Origin of the sequence: Chromohalobacter canadensis (genome assembly GCF_034479555.1) — a bacterium.
Taxonomy (GTDB): Bacteria; Pseudomonadota; Gammaproteobacteria; order Pseudomonadales; family Halomonadaceae; genus Chromohalobacter; species Chromohalobacter canadensis.
Map to the genome: position 1 here is coordinate 47,981 of NZ_CP140151.1, position 19,786 is coordinate 67,766.

Below are 19,786 nucleotides of genomic sequence, written 5' to 3' on the forward strand. Positions count from 1 at the left end.
ATTTTTAACGCTGTATGGGTAAGCGCAGGCATTTTTCAGGCAATGCCTAACGCGTTGCGCTTGCTCGGCAAGCACCTTCAGGCGTTGGAGTACGTTGCCTCGAGTTGTTGCCATAAACCGAGCAAACCGGGGTGACGTGAATCCTGGCGTGCGTACAAACGCAGATCCATCGGGACATCCCAGCGCTCATCGCCAGCGCGCACCAATTCGCCATTGGCCATCGGCGTGATCACGCTGCGTTGCGGCAGCCAACCAAGCCCGTAGCCTTGTATCACCAGCTCGCGAATATTGGTGGCCTGCACACTTTCATTGAGCGTGTTCAGGTAGACGGGCGCCGGCTGGCGGCCGAGGTGCGCCTCGAGCGCGGCCGCCATCAATCCGCGTGGGTGAAAGGCGATCAGCGGTTGAGGCTGGCGGCGCGTTCCCGGTAACGAGAAGCGTGAGCGCCCCTCGGCATCGGGGGCGCTGACCGGAACGAGCCGCTCTTCGCCTAGGCTTAGGTATTTAAGCTCGCTCATTTCCAGATCGAGGGCTATCCGCCCGCGTGGCCAGTACAATAGCGCTAAATCACATTCGCTGCGTTCCAGTCCATGTAGATAATCGCCGATCAGCCAGCTCGTAGCACGCAAATAGGGCGATATCGCCGGTGTAAGAGCATGCTGTTCGAGCCAGCCTGGCAAAAAATTCGACACCAAACTCTGTGGCGCGGCCAGTAGGATACGTCTGGCCTCGTCGGTGGCAATCGACTGTAAACGGTCACGCGTCAATCGCACGCGTTCGGTGATCTGCTCGCAAAGCGCTAGAAACTCCTCGCCAGCCGGCGTCAGACTCAACGGCAACGTTTGGCGGTTGATCAAGGTGGTTCCCATTTCCTCCTCGAGCAGCTTGATACGCCGCGAGAAGGTCGGTTGGGTCACGTTCTGGGCATCGGCGGCCCGGGAAAAATGGCGTTCCCTGGCCAGCACGATGAAGTCTTCGAGCCAGCGAATTTCCATCTTCAGACGCCATCCATCATCGTTAACGCCGCACGCCAGCCGAAGCGTGCAGCGTCGCATGGCAACGCCCCGTCACGTACAGATGGACGGGGCGCTGCAAGTATGTGTTGCTCCACGATACGCTCAGATACGGCCTTCCTCGACCGCATGACACGCCACCTGGTTACCGTCGTCGGTGACGATGAGCTGCGGTACTTCCTGGCGGCAGCGCTCCATGGCATGCGGACACCGACCATGAAAGACACAGCCCGAGGGAAGGTGAACCGGCGTGGGGACTTCGCCGGAAAGGCGTACATGCTCGGGGCGATCGTCTTCGAGGCGGGGAATCGCCGAGAGCAGCGCTTGCGTATAGGGATGCTTAGGCCTCGCGAACAGTGAGCGCGTATCGGCTAGTTCACACACCGTCCCCAGATACATGACCGCCACCCGCGTCCCAAAATGCTCGACCACGGCCAAGTCATGGGTAATGAAGAGATACGTCAGGTGGCGTTCGGCCTGTGCGTCCATCAGCAGGTTGAGCACCTGGGCCTGGATCGACACATCGAGCGCCGAGATCGGTTCGTCGGCGACGATGAACTCGGGGTCGACGGCTAACGCCCGGGCAATTGCGATCCGTTGGCGTTGACCGCCGGAAAACTCGTGCCCGAAGCGCTTGCCCCATTCCGGATCGATGCCCACCGATGCCATCACGTCGTCCACCTTGTCCTGGACCTGCGGTGTCGTCCAGTCCGGGTGATGAAAACGCAATGGTTCTTCCAGCGTCTGTTGGATCGTCATGCGTGGGTTAAGCGAGGCATACGGATTCTGAAAGATCATCTGCATGCGCTGACGATAAGGCAGTAGCCGTTTACCACGCATATTATCGATGCGCTGCCCGTCATACCTAATTTCCCCCGCGCTGGGAGACAGCAACCCCATGACCAGGCGCGCCACGGTGGATTTGCCACAGCCGGACTCCCCGACCACGCACAAAGCCTCGCCCCGGCGAACGGAGAGGTCCACGCCGTTGATGGCATGCACTTGTTCATTGCGCCGCACCAGACGACCTTTTTCGAAGTGCAACTGTTCGAGGAATCCGTCGGCCAACGGGAAATGCTTGTACATCCCGCGAATCTCCAGCAGGGACTCAGCCTCGGCGTGGTTCTGTGACGCGGTCACGGGTGATGCTTGGGCGGCAACGGCGTTCATGAGGCCTCCTTGGCGAGCATGTCACGCACCATGTGGCACGCGACGTCGCAATTGCCCGAGGTAACGAACTCGGGGACCTCTTCGAGGCAATCGCGGCGCGGCTGCCCCGAAGCGTCGTAACGATATTGGCAACGTGGATGAAATGCGCAACCGCTCGGCGTATTGGCAAGTGATGGCATCGAGCCAGGAATTTGGTTGAGCCGACTACCGGGCGTGGTCATCTGGGGCAGGGCATTGAGCAACCCCTGCGTATAGGGATGCTGGGCATCGTTGATGATTTCGCGCGTCGGTCCCTGCTCGATGACGCGTCCGGCGTACATGACCAACGTACGCTGAGTCATCTGGCTGACCACGCCCAAGTCATGAGTGATCAACACCAGTCCCACATTGTGCTTCTCACACAGCTCGCGCAGGAGCGTCATGATCTCGGCTTGAATCGTCACATCCAACGCCGTGGTTGGCTCGTCGGCGACGATGATATCCGGGTCCAGCAGGAGTGCGATCGCGATGATGATACGCTGGCGCATGCCCCCTGAGAGTTCGTGAGGATACTGATCCAGACGCGTTTCCGGCGATGGGATATAAACCTGCTTGAGCTTGTGCAGGGCGATGGCGCGCGCTTCACGTGTCGAGATACGTCGATGCGCCTTCAGACTCTCGACCATCTGCTCGCCAATGGACAGCACGGGGTTGAGCGTCATCATCGGATCCTGAAAGATCATCGAGATGCGATTGCCGCGTACGCGACGCAGCTCGCGTGCCGACATTCGCGCCAGATCGTTACCTTCGAAACGAATGCTACCACCGGCGATATATCCCGGCTTGGCGATAAGGTTGAGCAATGTGAACGCGGCCACCGATTTGCCCGCACCGGACTCACCGACAATGCCCAGACGCTCGCCGCGGTCCAGCGTGAAGCTAACGTCGCGCAGGGCGCGCACCTCACCTTGGCGCAGGGCAAAGCGCACATCGAGATTGGAAACTTCGAGTAAAGCCATGTGCGTTACCCCTTGTAGAGCCGAGGATTCATGACGTCGCGCAACCAGTCGCCAAGCAAGTTGACTACCAGCACCAGCACCACGAGGACTGCGCCGGGGATCAGTGTGATCCACCAGGACCCGGACTGCAGATAATCAAAGCCGGACTTGATCAATGAGCCCAGAGAAGGCTGAGTTTCCGGCATGCCTAGGCCGAGGAAGGAAAGGGCGGCCTCGGAGATGATGGCGTTGGCGATCTGCACGGTCGAGATGACGAAGATCGGCGAAAGCGTGTTAGGCAGAATATGGCGGAACATGATCCGGCGGTCGCGATACCCCATGACGCGAGCGGCATCCACGTATTCCTTGGAACGCTCGGCCAGCACCGAAGCACGCACCGTGCGGGCGTATTGCGGCCATTCGGCAAGCCCGATGATCAACACCAGCAGCCAGACGGCGTAGTCGCTATATACGGCACCACCGAACACAGCCTTGATCAACGCCCCGACGATGATGGCGACCATCAATGTCGAGAACGACAGCTGAATGTCCGCCAGACGCATCAGAAACGCATCGATCCGGCCACCCAAGTAACCGGCCAACAGCCCCACAGTAACGCCGATCAGCGCCTGGAGCATCACTGCACCGAAGCCGATGATCAGCGAGACGCGCGCGCCATAGAGAATCGTCGACAGCAGGTCACGCCCCTGGGCATCGGTGCCCAAAGGGAAGAGAGCATCAGCGCCGTCGATCCATATGGGAGGAAGCTCGGAGTTAAGGATATTGATCTGGGTGAGATCGTAGGGGTTCATCGGTGCGAGCCACGGCGCGCAAACCGCCCCCAAGAGAATGCATAGGAAAATGGCCAGGCAGAATTGCGCGATCCAATCACGCTTGAAGCTGTAGACCAGATAAGAATTACGGAAACGCTTCCAGCGGGAAGGCGTTGTTGCAGTCGTTGTCGTCATGCCGGCTTCCCTGTCAGTTTCACTGTCGGATTGACCAGCCCGTAGATCAGATCAACCAGCGTGTTGGTGACCACGAAGATCAAACCGACGATCATCAAGTAGGTTACGATGAGCGGGATATCCGAGCGCTGGATGGCTTCGAGGAACATGAGCCCCATGCCCGGCCACTGGAAGACGGTCTCGGTTAGGATGGTGTAGGCCACCATAGTGCCGAGCTGAACGCCACCGACGGTAATGACCGGCAGCATGGTGTTTTTGAGTGCATGCACGAAGTAGATGCGCTTGAGCGAGATCCCTTTGGCCGTGGCGAACTTGACGTATTCCGACTGCAAGACCTCGAGCATTTCGGCACGTATCAGACGAATGAAAAGCGGCAGCATGATCGACGCCAACGAAACGGCGGGCAACACCAGGTACGTCAAGCCATCGAGGGAGAAGAAGTTGCTATCCCAGGTGCCGAAGAGGTGCGTCAAGTCGTTGCCGCGACCGTATGACGGCATTCCGCCCTCAGTGGACAACACACCGTTGAGCCACTGTCCCCATCCCGTATCCACCGGAAAGGGCGAGAAGTCGACGCCGATCGCGAAGAGTTGAATCAACATGATGGCCGTTAGGAAAACGGGGATCGAAATACCGATGATGGAGACGCTCATGAAAAAGCGTGACAGGGCCGATCGTGGGCGTATCGCACAGTAGACTCCGATAGGCACCGAAAACACCACGATGATCAGTGTCGCGGCAATCACCAGTTCCAGCGTCGCCGGTAAATGGCGCTGGATGACCTCTGTCGTCGGCTCGTTGAAAAAGTACGAGTAACCGAAATCGCCTTGCAGGGCATTGGTCGCGAAGCGACCGTACTGCACGAGGAAGGAGTCGTTGAGCCCCAGCTCTTCTCGCAGTTCGGCCCGCTGGCTCTCCGGCACGGACTGTCCCACCATCTGCTGGATGGGATCGCCCAGATTGCTCTGGATGGCGAAACTGATAACGCTGATGACGAACATGACCACGAAGGCATGCATCAGTCGCTTGATCAGAAAAGCGATCATGGATGGCGTGTCCTGTTAAACGGGCATCTCCGTCCCATGCCCTGAGTAGGCTGGGCCGGAGAAACATCGTGGATGGGAATAGAGCAATGCCGCCCGATGGCGGCATTGCATGGTCGCGCTCTTATTGCTCGACGACGAGATCCCCGAGGTACGGGAAGTTCATGACGTTCACCACGGGCTCGAGCTTGACGTTTTTCTTCGCCGCCCAAGCGAGATCTTGCCAATGCAACGGCATGAAGGCGGCGTCGTCATACAGCGCCTTCTCGACCGCCTGCAACATCTCGGCACGCTTGGCGCGGTCCGTCTCGACATTCGCCTGCGCCACTTTCTCGTCGAGCTCTGGGTTACAGTAGTTAGCCGCGTTGTACTGGCCGGCTCCCGTCTCGGGGTCCGGGCACTCGGTGAGATACTGGAACAAGTTGGCGGAATCCTCTGTATCGGCGTGCCAGCCGATCATCATGATATCCGCGGCGCGGTCGTCGAACTCTCCCCAATACTGAGCTTTGGGTAGCGTCTTGAGGTCCACGTCGACATTGATGCGCGACAACATCGTGGCCACCGCTTGGGCGATCTTGGCGTCGTTCACATAGCGGTTGTTGGGCGCCATCATGGAGACCGAGAAGCCATCTTCGTAGCCGGCTTCTTTCATTAGTTCCTTGGCTTTCTCAACGTCGTAGCGCGGTTCCAGGCTGTCGTTGTAACCTTCGTAGCCCTTGGGAGAGAGTTGCGCCGCGGGGGTCGCAAAGCCTTTCATCAACCGGTCGGCGATGGCCTGCTGATTCACTGCGTAGTTGAAGGCCTTGCGGACACGTGGATCCTCGAACGCTTCCACACGCTTCTGGTTGAGCTGCATGAGGATGATGCGGGTGCCCGACATGGTGGTCAGTTCAACATTCTTGTCGGCTCTGACGCGGTCCAGATCATTGGGCGGTACGGGCGCTATGAAATCGACATCACCGGACAGCAATGCCGATACACGCGTGGCGTTCTCGCCGATCGGCGTCAGCACGAGACGGTCGACATTGCCCGGGGAGTCTTTGTCCCAGTAGTCATCAAAGCGTTCGAACTCGACTTTGACACCTTGCTGGCGGGACACGACCTCGTAGGGGCCAGTACCCGACGAGTGCCGTGATGCGAAGGAATCGCCATTCTTGACAATTTCATCCTTGGGATCGCCGTCTTCCGTCTCGCCAGAGTAGTACTCGCTATCCATGGGGAAGATATAGGTCGCGAGGTTGAGAACGAGCGGGTAGGGCTTATGCGTCTTTATTTCGACGGTGTGCTCGTCGATGGCGGTTGCCGAAGCGATGGGATCGAAGATCGCCTTGAAGTCGGCGCTACGCTTCAGACGGTTGATGGTCCAGACCACGTCCTTGGCAGTAAAGTCGTTACCAGTATGGAACTTGACGCCGTCACGCAACGTGAAGCGCATCGTCTTGTCGTCGATGCGTTCCCAGTCCGCCGCCAGGCGCGGCTCGAACTTGACGTCTTTCGTCCAGCGTACGAGGGGATCGTGCGTCAGATGCGAAAGCTGCAGGATGCCGCCGGAGAGCTGTTCATGGATGTCCAACGACACCGGGTCGGCATCATACGCCATGCGTAATGTCACGGGATCACTATCGCTGGCCGAGTCTTGCGCCAGCGCAGGCAGTGGAAGCACGACGGAAGCGCCGAGCAACGAGGCCAGGAGAGTCTTCTTATCGATCATGTTGAAGCCCTATTGTGTATTGTTATGCGACGAGAATCGTCAGCTTCAACATAAAGAGCTTTGTGTGAAGACGACAATCGAAATCTTGATGGTCGCCATTCGTCAGATGAATAACAGCGTCCTGGTAGCTTCCAGCGCGTGGCCGATATCAGCGCTCGATGCGATCGAGGCGATGAATGTGCGAGGCTTCGTCGAGCTGCGATACCGTGCACTCAAGATCGGTCACACAGCCGTCGGACAAACCGTAGACCCATCCATGCACCGATAGTTTTTGTCCTCGCTGCCAGGCACGCTGCACGACCTTGGTACGACACAGGTTGGCGACTTGTGCCCGTACGTTGAGTTCGCACATTCGATCGACCTTCTCGTCGAGCGACAAGGGCTCCAGCGCCTCACGATTGATGCTGTAAATCTCGCGAACGCTGTGCAGCCAGTAATCGATCATGCCATTATCGCCATCGGCGATTGCGGCCCGCACGCCACCGCAACCATAGTGGCCAACCACCATGATGTGTTCGACCTGCAGCACATCGACCGCGAATTGCACCACCGATAGGGCATTCATGTCGTTGTGATACAGCAGATTGGCCACGTTGCGATGTACGAAAACCTCGCCCGGTGGCAAATCGATGATCTGGTTCGCCGGCACGCGGCTATCCGAGCACCCGATCCACAGATAGTCGGGATTTTGCTGATGCGACAAGCGCTCGAAGAAGTCCGGGTCACGCTCCCGTACGCTGGCGGCCCACTGGCGGTTCTGTTCCAACAGCTTCTTGATATCGCTCATGTAAATCTCTTCATGCAGGGGGTATCCAAGCAACTTTTACCTCCTGTGCTACCAAGCGTCAATCTAGCCCCTCCCTGCACGTTCGTCGGGCTGTTATCATCTGCGTCATCGAAAAGTCAGGAGATCGACGTGGCTCAGTACGATTACGACCTATTTGTCATCGGCGCGGGCTCTGGTGGAGTACGCGCCGCACGCACGGCGGCTGCTACAGGGGCGCGCGTCGCCATTGCCGAGGACCGCTATCTAGGTGGCACCTGTGTGAATGTCGGGTGTGTGCCCAAGAAGCTTTATTCCTATGCGGCGCATTTCCATGATGCCTTCGAGGATAGTGCCGGCTTCGGTTGGACGCTGCCCGAGGCACCACGCTTTGACTGGGCCACGCTGCGTGACAACAAGATCGAGGAAATCAAACGCCTCAACGGCATCTACGGGCGCTTGCTCGAAGGTGCCGACGTCATGCTACTCAATGGCCGCGCCCGCATCACCGGGCCTCATAGCGTCGAGATCAACGGCGAGACGATCGCCGCCGAAAAGATCCTGGTAGCGACCGGCGGCTGGCCCTGGGTTCCCGATATCGAGGGTGCGGAACACGCCGTGGACTCCAATCGCGTCTTCGATCTGGAGAGCTTTCCCGAGCGCTTCCTGGTGCTCGGCGGCGGTTATATCGCGGTCGAGTTCGCCAGCATCTTCAATGGGCTCGGTAGCGACGCGCACTTGGTCTACCGCGGCGAGCTGTTCCTGCGCGGCTTCGACCGTGAAGTACGTGAATTTACCCGCGACGAGATGCAGAAGAAGGGCGTCAACCTGCATTTCGAAACCACCATCGAGCGTATCGAGCCGGTCGGCGATGCCTACCGCGTGAGCCTGACCAACGGCGAAACACTGGAAGTAGATGTCGTGCTGGCGGCCACCGGACGCCGCCCGAACCTCACCGGACTGGGACTCGACGCGCTGGACATCGAACTCAATCCCAATGGCACGATCAAGGTTGACGAGCGTTATCAGACCTCAGAACCGTCGATCCTGGCGCTGGGCGACGTGACCGGTGGCCCCGAGCTCACGCCCGTGGCGCTTGCCGAAGCCATGCACCTCGTTCAGCACCATTACGGGGATGCAACGCCGGGGCCCTTGGATTACCAGGACATCGCCACAGCCGTGTTTTGTCACCCCAATATCGGCACCGTTGGCCTGAGCGAAGAAGAAGCGCGTGAGCAGTGCGAAGCTGGAGTGCGCATCTATCGCGCTGACTTCCGCCCCATGAAGCACACGCTCTCGGGTAGCCAGGAACGTTGCCTGATGAAGCTGGTCGTTGATGACGCAACCGATCGTGTGGTCGGCGCTCACATGGTGGGCGACGATGCCGGCGAACTCATACAGGGGATCGCCATCGCTGTGCGTGCACGCCTGACCAAGACCGACTTTGATGCCACGGTGGGTATACATCCCACTAGTGCTGAGGAGTTCGTCACAATGCGCTCCTTGTCACGTCGCTAGCGATGTGATGAAGTTTCGATTAGCAAACGGGCCACCTCGGTGGCCCGTTTGCGTTGATACCCGACCGCGAGGCATCTCTACTCAATGCATGCATACGACTCATGATTGACTAAACTGAGAGCAGTCGTGGTTACATAAGCTCAGGTTAGCGGCGCATTCCATATGCGCATGTCAGACTATAATGTGTGTTTATGTGATAGCGACATGACGATAATGGCTTATTTGATCAATGCATAAGCCGCTGTTATTATTGCGAACACATTCGCCATTAGCGAAAAATGGATATGACACCCACGACCGAGAACTTCACGCCTTCCGCCGATCTGGCGCGTCCTAGCGTCGCCGATACCGTGATTGGCAGTGCACAGAAGACTCTTTTCATCCGTAAGCCCACGACCGACGATGGGTGGGGAATCTACGAGCTCGTCAAGGCGTGCCCCCCCTTGGATGTCAACTCGGGATACGCCTATCTATTACTCGCGACGCAGTTTCGCGATACCTGTGCCGTCGCCACGGACGAAGAAGGGGAGATCGTCGGTTTCGTCTCCGGTTACGTGAAGCGCAATGCACCGGATACCTATTTCCTGTGGCAAGTGGCCGTGGGTGATAAAGCCCGCGGAACGGGTTTGGCACGGCGTCTCGTCGAAGCCGTACTGATGCGCTCCGGGATGAGCGGTGTCCGTCATCTCGAAACTACCATCACACCCGATAATGAGGCATCGTGGGGGCTGTTCAAGCGTCTTGCCGACCGTTGGCAGGCACCCTTGAATAGCCGTGAGTATTTCTCTACGGGGCAGCTGGGTGGCGAGCACGATCCGGAGAATCTCGTCCGAATCGGCCCGTTCGAGCCGCAACGAATTTGATCCGCTTAAAGAGGCAATCTATGCAGACCGAGATTCTCGAACGTATGGAATCTGAAGTTCGGACCTATTCGCGTTCGTTTCCTACCGTTTTCACCGAAGCCAAGGGTGCCCGTCTGCACTCTGAAGACGGTAAGCAGTACATCGACTTTCTCGCGGGCGCCGGTACGCTGAACTACGGGCACAACAATCCCCACATCAAGCAGGCGCTGGTGGATTACATCGCGTCCGACGGCATCGTTCATGGCCTCGATATGTGGAGCAAGGCCAAACGTGAATATCTGGAAACCCTGGAAGAGGTAATCCTCAAGCCGCGCGGACTGAACTACAAGGTTCAACTGCCGGGGCCGACGGGTACCAATGCCGTGGAAGCCGCCATCCGCATAGCGCGCAATGCCAAAGGGCGTCATAACATCGTCGCCTTCACCAATGGTTTCCATGGGGTCACCATGGGAGCGCTGGCCACCACCGGTAATCGTAAGTTCCGTGAAGCCACCGGCGGCATCCCGATGCAGGGCGGAAGCTTCATGCCCTTCGATGGCTACATGGGCGAAGATACCGACACTCTGGGCTATTTCGAAAAGCTGCTGGGCGACAACTCCAGCGGTCTCGATATTCCCGCCGCCGTGATCGTCGAAACGGTGCAGGGCGAGGGCGGCATCAATCCGGCCAGCATTCCGTGGCTACAACGCCTTGAGAAAATCTGCCGCGCCCATGACATCTTGCTGATCGTCGATGACATCCAGGCGGGTTGCGGTCGTACTGGCAAGTTCTTCAGCTTCGAGCATGCCGACATCCACCCAGACATCGTTACCAACTCCAAATCGCTATCAGGCTACGGACTACCGTTCGCTCACGTGCTGATGCGTCCAGAACTGGATATCTGGAAGCCTGGCCAATACAACGGCACGTTCCGTGGCTTCAGCCTTGCGCTCGTGACGGCGGCCGCCGCCATGCGCCACTTCTGGAGCGACGATACCTTCGAGCGTGATGTGCAACGCAAAGGCGGTGTCGTTGAAGAGCGCTTCCAGAAGATCGCCACCTTCATGACCGAGCAAGGGCATAAAGCTAGCGAGCGTGGCCGTGGCCTGATGCGTGGCCTGGATGTCGTCGACGGCGATATGGCCGACAAGATCACCGCTCAGGCCTTCCAGAACGGCCTGATCATCGAGACGTCGGGACACTCCGGGCAGGTCGTCAAATGCCTGTGCCCGCTGAGTATCTCCGACGAAGACCTCAATGAAGGTCTGGATATTCTTGAACGAAGCGTCAAGGAAGTCTTTAGTCAAGCCTGAACGTGCTTTTCGTTAGTCCACTAAGTTATTATCGTCACATGCATTACAGTGGACGTCGGATGTGGCCCGCGAGACCGCGGGCCCTTTATTGAGCCCCATGGAGGATTGCGCTACATGATCGTTCGTAACCTAGAAGAGTGCCGCAAGACCGAGCGCTTCGTTGAAGCCGAAAACGGGAACTGGGATAGCACGCGCCTGGTGCTGGCCGACGACAACGTTGGCTTCTCGTTCAACATTACCCGTATCCATCCGGGCACTGAGACCCACATTCATTACAAGCATCACTTCGAAGCCGTATTTTGCTACGAAGGTGAAGGTGAAGTCGAAACGCTGGCCGACGGCAAGATTCATCCCATCAAGGCCGGCGATATGTATCTTCTCGATCAGCACGATGAGCATTTGCTACGCGGCAAAGAAAAAGGCATGACCGTGGCATGCGTTTTCAATCCTGCGTTGACCGGGCGTGAAGTTCACCGTGAAGACGGCTCGTACGCACCGCTCGATGAATAAGCGCTAGCGGCTAGCACGACTGCAAAAACGCTGCCGGACCAGGCAGCGTTTTCTTTTGTATGAGTTAGCGATGCAACTGGCGAAGATGTCGCTCGACACCATGATGGATAGCCAATGGATAACGATGGTGCTTGTCTCCGTATTGCCTATCCTCTTGGTTCGCATAATATATATTATGTTAAATTTTATATTTATCTTGTGCCAGTAATGGACATCCCAGCAACCAACTCCGTATGATCAAGCGCGATTTTGTTCAGGTGCCTGAGCCCCACGCCCTCTCGTTTCGTTTCAATGCGTTGCCAAGATGGCCCTAGACAGGAAAATGCTATGCGCTCCCGCTCGTTATTTATTTCCGCTTTGTGTGTTGGTGTACTGACACTCGCAGGCTGTGCCGTACCACAAGCGACACATCATACCGACGACTTGACCGAGACGGCTTTCAACCAACGTCTGGAGAGCCTAGAAAGTAACCTGGCGCTACGCTGCTCGACTCAAACCGAGCTATTACGCGTTCAAGCTGAGCGTGCGCAGCGCATCGGTGACAATGTGCGGGCTAATGGCAAGCTGCTGCGTCATTTACGCGCCGATGTCGAGAATATCGGCCAAGAACCTCGCGTAGTGACCACATGCCCCATCGAGCGCAGCGATACTGCCAGCAAGGAAATGCTGGGTCGCAATGAATGGGTTGGCTTCCCCACGGTCGGCACCTACCTCAAGGCTCGTGTGGACTCCGGTGCTAATACATCCTCGCTCTCGGCGCATGACGTGACGGAATTCGAACGCGATGGCGAAAGCTGGGTGCGTTTCAAGTTGGCACTCGAAGATGACGAGCCAGCCGTCGACGGTATACGTGATGACGCGATCGAGGCACCGGTGACACGCCGCGTCAAAATCATTCAAGCTTCGGGGACCGACAGTCGCCCCGTGATCAGCCTGCTGATGACTCTGGGCCCCCTCAAGCAGCGCGTCGAGTTCACGCTCAACGACCGCTCGCATCTCGATTACCCCGTCTTGCTGGGGCGGCGTTTCTTCATGGATATAGCGCTGATCGACGTCAGCCAGGCCTACATCCATCCGCGGCCGGAATTTCCCGGTGGCAAGAGCGCGTCAGAGGCGGAAAAGGATCAGCAAGACAACGATAGCGAGGAAGAAGCTCGCTGAGTCGGCGCCCCATGGCGCATCTCGATAACCTCAAGTGGACGGCGTCACGGCGCGCCGCTTTGTCGACAAGGATAATGCATGTCCCGAGTGCCCTTTTACCTCTTGGTCGGCGCCTTGCTGGTCATTGGTATCATCTTGACCATCTTCCGACATTTTCACTACGACGTTCCCTTCATGCCGGGCGAGCAACGGCAGATATGGGAAGTCGAGGCACAGGTCAACTTCGATGCCGAGAACGGCCCCGTCAGAATCGATCTTGCCCTGCCCTCCAACCAGCCAGGCTTTCGTCTGCTGACGGAAAACACCGCCTCTTCGGGGTTCGGACTATCATATCTGCGTGACGACAAGGCACGCCATGCGCAGTGGGCAATCCGGCAAGCCAATGGGCCCCAGCAGCTTTATTACTCAGCGCAGTTGCTGGTGACCGATGGCGAGGAAGAGTTTCTGGCCGAACCTCCAGCATTGCAACGCGATATCGGCTGGGAGCGGCCCTACGATACCGCTGCGAGAGAAGTCATCGACCAGGCACATGAGCGCTCGGCGGATGCCTTCACGTTCACGCGTGAGTTGATCAAGGAGTTCACCGATCAACGCCAGGGGGAAAACGCTCGACTTCTGCTCTCTCAATACGAGCGCCCTGTCTTGCTGACCCGCTTACTCAATCAAGCCAATGTTCACGCTCGGATCGTCAATGGGCTGAGGCTGGAAGACGGCCGTCGTCGACAGTCGCTGACCCCGTGGCTGCAAGTGTTCGAAAATGAGAAATGGGTACTGATCAATCCCCGGACGGGCGAGCAAGGCAAGCCGGATGATCTCTTGCTGTGGGAGCGTCACGGCAATGCCGTGCTCGAAGTCCAGGGGGGCAGCGACTCTCGCGTGAGTTTCTCCATGTTGCGTCATAACGAGCCGGCATCGGTTGCGGTGCGCAATCAGTTTGCCGACGACACCCTGCTGAACTTCTCTATTCACAGCTTGCCCATCGAAGAACAGGCCCTTTTCAAGACGATCCTTTTGATTCCCATTGGGGCGCTGGTCGTCGTGCTGCTGCGCGTTCTCGTGGGGCTCGAGACCTCCGGTACTTTCATGCCGGTGTTGATCGCTCTGGCCTTCATCCAAACGACCTTGATCACCGGATTGGTCGGTTTCCTGCTCGTCGTCGCCGTAGGCCTGGTGATTCGCAGCTATCTATCGCGACTCAATCTATTACTGGTGGCGCGAGTGTCGGCGGTGATCATAACGGTCATCGCCATCATTTCGTTGTTCTCGGTCATGGCCTATCGCTTCGGCCTCAATGCGGGGCTGACCATCACCTTCTTCCCGATGATCATTCTCTCCTGGACCATCGAGCGGATGTCGATCCTATGGGAAGAAGAAGGCCCGAAAGAAGTCCTCAAGCAAGGATTCGGCAGCCTGCTGACTGCCGTGCTGGCCTATCTAGCCATGAACAATCCTTGGGTCCGCCACATCACCTTTAACTTCCTGGGCGTACAGCTGATTCTCATGGCCATGATTCTGCTGCTGGGGAATTATACCGGATACCGTTTGCTGGAATTGCGACGCTTCCAGCCCCTGGCGAAGGATGACTGATATGTGGGCGACTCCAGCCAGGTTGCAGGCCAAGGGCGTCATTGGCATGAACCGCCGCAACATACGCTACATCGGCCGTTATAACGATCGCCGGCTCTATCCTCTCGTCGACGACAAGCTGCAGACCAAGCTCCTGGCCAAGCGCCATGGAATTACTACGCCAGACTTGATCGGTACCGTGAGCACGCAATTCGACGTGAAGCACGTCGTCGAGATGGTGAAAGACGCACCAGGTTTCGTCATCAAACCCGCCAAGGGCAGTGGCGGCAAGGGCATTCTCGTCGTCGAACGCCAACAGGATGGTGGTTACGTCAAGCCCAGTGGTGCGCGTATCGAACGGGTGGACCTGGAACGTCACGTTTCCAATATCCTGTCCGGGCTTTATTCACTGGGCGGCACGCCCGATGTCGCGGTTATCGAGTCCTTGATCGCCTTCGACGAAGTCTTCGCCGCGTATACCTACGAAGGCGTGCCCGATATCCGCGTCATTATTTTTCGCGGGTATCCAGTCATGGCGATGATGCGCCTTTCCACGGCGGCGTCGGATGGTAAGGCAAACCTGCACCAGGGCGCCGTCGGCGTAGGGCTAGACATCACCACGGGTGCGGCCTTGCGAGGCGTGCAGTTCAATCGCCCGCGCGAAGACCATCCCGACACCGGCCACGGCCTGGCCTCCTTGTACGTTCCAGGTTGGGATGCCCTGCTCCACCTGGCAGCCAGCTGCTATGAAATGACCGGACTCGGTTACTTGGGCACCGACATGGTGCTCGATCGCCACCACGGCCCAATGCTCCTCGAACTCAACGCACGCCCGGGGCTAGCCATTCAGATGGCTAATGGCGAAGGGTTAAGGCGGCGACTGGACCTGATCGAGAAGCAAGCCGAGACACGCTCGGTCGAAGCACGCGTCGCTTTCGCACAGCGGCATTTCGCGCGCGAGGGAGAGCTGGCCAGTTCCGCATGACCGGAGCGGAAGGCCGGGCACGTCTGGCCCCGCCCGGGGCAACGGCGTAGAATGCCCCGCACTACCGAGAACGATGGTGTTGCGATGCTCGACTCCCATGCGCTACTGACTCAGGCGGAACGCCAGTGCCACAAGCACGGTGCGCGCTTCACTCCGATACGGCGACGTGTCTTGGAGATGATTGCCACCTCGCCAGGCGGTCTCAAAGCCTATGATCTGCTTGACCGTCTCGCTACGGAGCATGCCTCAGCGCGCCCCCCGACCGTCTACCGCGCGCTGGAGTTTCTCATTGAGCAAGGCCTAGTGCATCGTATCGAGTCGCTCAACGCTTACGTTGCCTGTCCCTGCCCCGAGCATGCGCATGGCTTCCAACTACTGATATGTCGTTCGTGCGGTCGGGTCGAAGAATTGCACCTCGACGATGTCAACGAGCAACTGACTCAGGTAGCTCATCAACAAGGCTACCGGATCGAGCGGCAAACTATCGAACTGCTGGGCCTATGTGCGTCCTGCATTGAGCAAGCGTCCGCTTAACTCACCCTATAACGCCAAGACGACATGCCATGACCGATCTCTTCAAGCAACTCGAGCCGGCCCCGCAAGGCACGCGCGAACCGACAAACACCCTGCTCGACGCCGCGCGTTGGAACGAGGATGGACTGATGCCCGCCATTGCGCAGCAACATGAGAGTGGCGAGGTACTGATGATGGCATGGATGAATCGCGCCGCGCTGGAGGAAACGCTCGCCACCGGGCGTGTCTGCTACTGGTCGCGCTCACGCGGCAAACCGTGGCGCAAAGGTGAATCTTCCGGGCAGGTTCAGAAGTTGGTGGCGGCGCATCTCGATTGCGACGGTGACACTCTGTTGCTGAGCGTCGATCAGCAAGGACCTGCATGCCACACCGGGCGGCGTAGCTGCTTCTATGTTGCATTAGGCGAGGAAACAGCGGAAGTCGGCAGCGCGCCACTGATGGATCCCGCCGAGCTATACGGCCAGCGCTAGCCGCCATGCGTCGCCTTCTTCGCAAATGCCTTGCCGGTCTCATGATCGGCTTGCTGCGTGGTTACCAGTACGTCATCAGCCCCCTACTCGGCCCGCGCTGTCGTTTCTGGCCCAGTTGCTCGCAATACGCCGTGGAGGCCATCCAGATTCATGGTCCTCTAAGAGGCGGTTGGCTGGCACTCAAACGGATTCTGAAATGCCATCCCGGCCACCCCGGCGGTGTCGATCCGGTGCCGCCCGGGCCAGGTGACTGTGACACTCACGCCGATCACGGGCGCCCCGATACGCACTGAAAGCCTTCCACTTTTCAGGCCACCACAAGTCAGCCAATCTATGCGGCTTGTTTGGCCACCGCATAGATACGATCAAGCATGGCATGCAGCCCATTGCTGCGTGTCGGCGACAAATGCTTGTCTAAGCCAAGCTCGCCCAGGAAGTCCGGCGGCGTCGCCTGAATCTCACTGGGCGGCCGGTCGTTGTAGATCCGCAGCAGAACGGCAATCAGCCCCGAGACGATGGCGGCATCGGAGGTGGCATCGAAATGCAGCCGGCCATCCTCCAGGTGGTCGTGAATCCAGACATTGGACTGACAGCCCTGAATCTTGGTGTCGTCACTTTTCAACGATTCCGGGAATGTCGGCAATTGCTTGCCCATGTCGATGATGTACTGGTAGCGGTCCATCCAGTTGTCGAATATGGCGAACTCATCTGCCAGTTCGGCTTGTGCTTCGCGTGCTGTCATGCGCCCTCCTCGCAAATCGATTGCCCATTATAACGCGCCATCGCCATGTGTGTCGGGGGCCGCGAGCCGGTGATGTGCCAGTTGACGATGCCACTCTTCAGCCTCGGCGTGCAGATAGCGCGCGGTGGTATCCAGGCGTGCATGGCGGGCGGTACGTGCCAGATAGCGCAACTCCACGCCGGCCTGCGCCTGATGTGTCAATGCTGTGTGGCGCAACCAATGGGGCGTGGCTCGTTGTAGCGGGGCGCGCTTGGCTTCCGGCAGATCATCAAGGGCTTGGTAGCCCTCACGAAATGTTTCGCGAATCAGCCGATAAAGCTGGTTGTCCCCTAGCCCACGCCGGCCATCAAGCGCACGCAGCAGCGGCGTGGTGTCGTCGGGCTCAGGCTGTGGCGACATGCCCAGCGTCATCCGCCAATCCGCGAGCAGCGTCATCATGTCCGGCGGCACCGGCACCTCGGCAAGCTTGTCGCCCTTCCCCACGACCTGCCACCACCAGCGTCCTTCACGCTGGATGAAGTCACCCATGCGTGCCTGGGCCACTTCGCCAAGGCGCGGTGCCAGCAGATACGCAAAGCCAAGCAAAAACCGACGCCGCGCCCAACGATAATAGGCGCCGTCGCCCGCCCGCGGAGATGGCGGCACTTGCAGCCATGCCCAGAAGCGCTGCCACAGCGTCCTTTCGAGATAACGCTCGATACGTTCGTTGCGATTGTCCATGCGACGACGTTTGTCGCGCATCAGGCGAAACGGATTGTGCTCGAGCCACCCCGCCTCGACCAGCCAAGCGAACATACCCTGCAAAATGACCAGTGCCTGGCGCCGACTGGCCGCCGAGAGCGGCTGACGAAACGGTCGCCAATCCAAGGCAGCGCGAGGCCGTGACGGCCCCACCCAGCGCGAGGCCGGCTGCGGATCGGCCAGAAAGCGCTCATAGGCATCCAGCGTGTCGCGCCGCACCTCGGCCAACGCTTCATCACGCCGCTGAAGCCACAGCAACAGTCGCTCGGCTTCCTTGCGATACGCGCGCCATGTCTGAGGGCTCGACTGAAATTCACTCAGCCAGGATGCGACGGCTTCCACATCGGTACGAGCCGAGATATGTGCCTCACGCTCCTTGACGCGTTTCTCCAGCCCCCCTGGCGGTTGTGACGCCACCGTGGCGGCACTGGTTTCGAGCGCGACGATTGCTTCGAGCGGCCCTTCCAGTTCCTGCTCTTGCTGCTCCTGCCCCCGCTCGTCTTGCATGACGGCTCATGCCCTCTCTGTTTCCAATGTCGAGCAGTGTCCGTCGTTACGTTCAAAAATTCAAGATAATGCGCGTAATCTTGAATTTATTGGCAATTTCGTAGTGTATTTTACGTATTACGTTTAATGTAATATTGGCCAATTCCGGGTAACGAGGTATGCTGTGAGGAGTAATCCAACGCCCTGTGTGGCGCCCGGTACAGAGGACTCGACATGGCCCGCAACGGCATTCAATACGAGGACGTGCAGCACGCGATCGATACGCTGCTACGTCAAGACGACGCGCCCACCGTTCAGAAAATTCGCGACATTCTGGGCACAGGGAGCTTCACGACGATCAGCGATCATTTGCGGGAGTGGCGGCTACGGCGGGAGCGTAACCGGGATATCACGTCGAGTGAGGCACCACCGGAGGCGCTACAGGCATGGATGACGGATCTCTGGGAAAAAGCCCAGGCGCTGGCGGCTGAGTCCCTGGCGCATTACCGACAGGAGTCCGACCAGCGTGTCGAAGAGGCGCAAGCCGAGGCCCAAGCCGCCGCCCGCAAGGCAGCTGACGCCGAGGAACGCCTGGCAGCGTTGAATACGCATTTCGAGCAGGCTCAGGCGCGGCTGGAAGAAAAGACAATGCAACTGGCCAATGCGCAAAGCGAACTGCAAGCGGCCCATCAGCAGGAAACCCAGCAGGCACGACGCGTGCAGCAACTCGACGAGGAATGCCAGAAGCATCAGCGCCATCTGGAAACCGCTCGCAGCGAGCATCGCGATGCCATGGCAGAGCTCTCGCGTGAGCATCAAACGCAATTGAAGCAGGAAGAACAGCGCCACGAGGCAGCGGAAGCACGCTTGATGGGGCTTCTCGATGATGCGCGCCAAGAGCGCCAGAATGTCGAAAAGCAGGCCCAAAAACGCACTGCATCTCTGGAACAGAAATTCGAGCGTGTGCAGGCAGAGCTCGCCGAGCAACGTCGTCAGTACACGACGCTGGAAGAAAAGGCGCGCAACGAAACCTCGCAGCGGCAGGCATTGGAAAGCAAACTGCGGGAGAGTCAGGGCCAACTACAGCAAACGCAAAGCGACAACCGGCGCGCAGAGCGTGAGCTCGAGCAACAGCACGCCATCAATCGCGAGCTGCGCGAAAAGCTGGCACGCCTGCCATTGCCGCCCTTCGTCGTGTAACGACGTTGGGCGTAGCCCTCAACGACAAAAGCCCGCCTGAATGAACCGTCCAACAATTGGGGGTCAGTTCACA

At 58.5% G+C, this 19,786-nt stretch carries 20 protein-coding genes; 11 read left to right on the plus strand and 9 right to left on the minus strand.

What is annotated here, in order from left to right; all coding sequences use genetic code 11:
• Positions 1-77 precede the first annotated feature (77 nt).
• The 7 genes from SR908_RS00225 to can form a co-directional block, all read right to left on the minus strand.
• Positions 78-995 carry a LysR family transcriptional regulator gene (locus SR908_RS00225; RefSeq protein ID WP_246921914.1) on the minus strand — a complete coding sequence of 306 codons (918 nt, stop codon included), beginning with the start codon at positions 993-995 and terminating at the stop codon, positions 78-80.
• Between the two features lie 123 nt (positions 996-1,118).
• Positions 1,119-2,183 (minus strand): ABC transporter ATP-binding protein, encoded by a 1,065-nt coding sequence (locus SR908_RS00230; RefSeq protein ID WP_246921917.1) that lies wholly within the window; start codon positions 2,181-2,183, stop codon positions 1,119-1,121.
• A complete protein-coding gene (locus SR908_RS00235) occupies positions 2,180-3,181 on the minus strand; it encodes an ABC transporter ATP-binding protein (protein ID WP_178998664.1) in 1,002 nt (333 codons plus the stop codon). The genes SR908_RS00230 and SR908_RS00235 overlap by 4 nt, the downstream gene beginning before the upstream one ends.
• Before the next feature lie 5 nt (positions 3,182-3,186).
• A complete protein-coding gene (locus tag SR908_RS00240; RefSeq protein ID WP_178998665.1) occupies positions 3,187-4,128 on the minus strand; it encodes an ABC transporter permease in 942 nt (313 codons plus the stop codon).
• Positions 4,125-5,174, minus strand: a complete 1,050-nt coding sequence (locus tag SR908_RS00245) for an ABC transporter permease (protein WP_178998666.1) — start codon at positions 5,172-5,174, stop codon at positions 4,125-4,127. The genes SR908_RS00240 and SR908_RS00245 overlap by 4 nt, the downstream gene beginning before the upstream one ends.
• Positions 5,175-5,295: 121 nt before the next feature.
• Positions 5,296-6,882 carry an ABC transporter substrate-binding protein gene (locus SR908_RS00250; protein ID WP_246921920.1) on the minus strand — a complete coding sequence of 529 codons (1,587 nt, stop codon included), beginning with the start codon at positions 6,880-6,882 and terminating at the stop codon, positions 5,296-5,298.
• Between the two features lie 148 nt (positions 6,883-7,030).
• Positions 7,031-7,669, minus strand: coding sequence for a carbonate dehydratase (can, locus tag SR908_RS00255; RefSeq protein ID WP_178998668.1), 639 nt, complete (start codon positions 7,667-7,669; stop codon positions 7,031-7,033).
• Between the two features lie 129 nt (positions 7,670-7,798).
• Between can and gorA the strand changes: the two genes are divergently transcribed.
• The 10 genes from gorA to yidD all read left to right on the plus strand — a co-directional run bounded on the left by gorA (position 7,799) and on the right by yidD (position 16,837).
• The gene (gene gorA / locus SR908_RS00260; protein ID WP_178998669.1) at positions 7,799-9,163 is read left to right on the plus strand and encodes a glutathione-disulfide reductase; all 1,365 of its coding nucleotides are present in this window, start codon (positions 7,799-7,801) and stop codon (positions 9,161-9,163) included.
• A gap of 284 nt (positions 9,164-9,447) precedes the next feature.
• The gene (ectA, locus tag SR908_RS00265; protein ID WP_040241148.1) at positions 9,448-10,026 is read left to right on the plus strand and encodes a diaminobutyrate acetyltransferase; all 579 of its coding nucleotides are present in this window, start codon (positions 9,448-9,450) and stop codon (positions 10,024-10,026) included.
• A 20-nt stretch (positions 10,027-10,046) separates the two neighbouring features.
• Entirely contained in the window at positions 10,047-11,318 is a 1,272-nt protein-coding gene (gene ectB / locus SR908_RS00270; RefSeq protein ID WP_246921923.1) for a diaminobutyrate--2-oxoglutarate transaminase, read from the plus strand.
• 114 nt (positions 11,319-11,432) lie between these two features.
• The gene (locus SR908_RS00275) at positions 11,433-11,828 is read left to right on the plus strand and encodes an ectoine synthase (RefSeq protein WP_040241151.1); all 396 of its coding nucleotides are present in this window, start codon (positions 11,433-11,435) and stop codon (positions 11,826-11,828) included.
• Positions 11,829-12,155: 327 nt separating this feature from the next.
• A complete protein-coding gene (locus SR908_RS00280) occupies positions 12,156-12,989 on the plus strand; it encodes an ATP-dependent zinc protease family protein (protein ID WP_246921925.1) in 834 nt (277 codons plus the stop codon).
• Between the two features lie 78 nt (positions 12,990-13,067).
• Complete coding sequence (locus tag SR908_RS00285) at positions 13,068-14,576, plus strand: inactive transglutaminase family protein (RefSeq protein WP_246921927.1); 1,509 nt, start codon at positions 13,068-13,070, stop codon at positions 14,574-14,576.
• Position 14,577: 1 nt separating this feature from the next.
• Positions 14,578-15,540 carry an alpha-L-glutamate ligase-like protein gene (locus tag SR908_RS00290; protein ID WP_246921929.1) on the plus strand — a complete coding sequence of 321 codons (963 nt, stop codon included), beginning with the start codon at positions 14,578-14,580 and terminating at the stop codon, positions 15,538-15,540.
• 84 nt (positions 15,541-15,624) lie between these two features.
• Positions 15,625-16,074 (plus strand): transcriptional repressor, encoded by a 450-nt coding sequence (locus SR908_RS00295; protein ID WP_246922219.1) that lies wholly within the window; start codon positions 15,625-15,627, stop codon positions 16,072-16,074.
• A gap of 29 nt (positions 16,075-16,103) precedes the next feature.
• Positions 16,104-16,544 (plus strand): phosphoribosyl-AMP cyclohydrolase, encoded by a 441-nt coding sequence (gene hisI, locus SR908_RS00300; protein ID WP_178998675.1) that lies wholly within the window; start codon positions 16,104-16,106, stop codon positions 16,542-16,544.
• Positions 16,545-16,549: 5 nt separating this feature from the next.
• On the plus strand, positions 16,550-16,837 hold the full coding sequence (yidD, locus tag SR908_RS00305) for a membrane protein insertion efficiency factor YidD (protein WP_246921931.1): 288 nt from the start codon (positions 16,550-16,552) through the stop codon (positions 16,835-16,837).
• A 38-nt stretch (positions 16,838-16,875) separates the two neighbouring features.
• On the opposite strand, the gene SR908_RS00310 is transcribed toward yidD, so the two are convergent.
• Positions 16,876-17,286 (minus strand): SufE family protein, encoded by a 411-nt coding sequence (locus SR908_RS00310; protein WP_246921933.1) that lies wholly within the window; start codon positions 17,284-17,286, stop codon positions 16,876-16,878.
• A 27-nt stretch (positions 17,287-17,313) separates the two neighbouring features.
• A complete protein-coding gene (locus tag SR908_RS00315) occupies positions 17,314-18,534 on the minus strand; it encodes a tyrosine-type recombinase/integrase (RefSeq protein WP_246921934.1) in 1,221 nt (406 codons plus the stop codon).
• 213 nt (positions 18,535-18,747) lie between these two features.
• Here SR908_RS00315 and SR908_RS00320 point away from each other — a divergent pair, with 213 nt between their 5' ends.
• Positions 18,748-19,713 carry a DNA-binding protein gene (locus SR908_RS00320; protein WP_246921936.1) on the plus strand — a complete coding sequence of 322 codons (966 nt, stop codon included), beginning with the start codon at positions 18,748-18,750 and terminating at the stop codon, positions 19,711-19,713.
• Positions 19,714-19,786 lie beyond the last annotated feature (73 nt).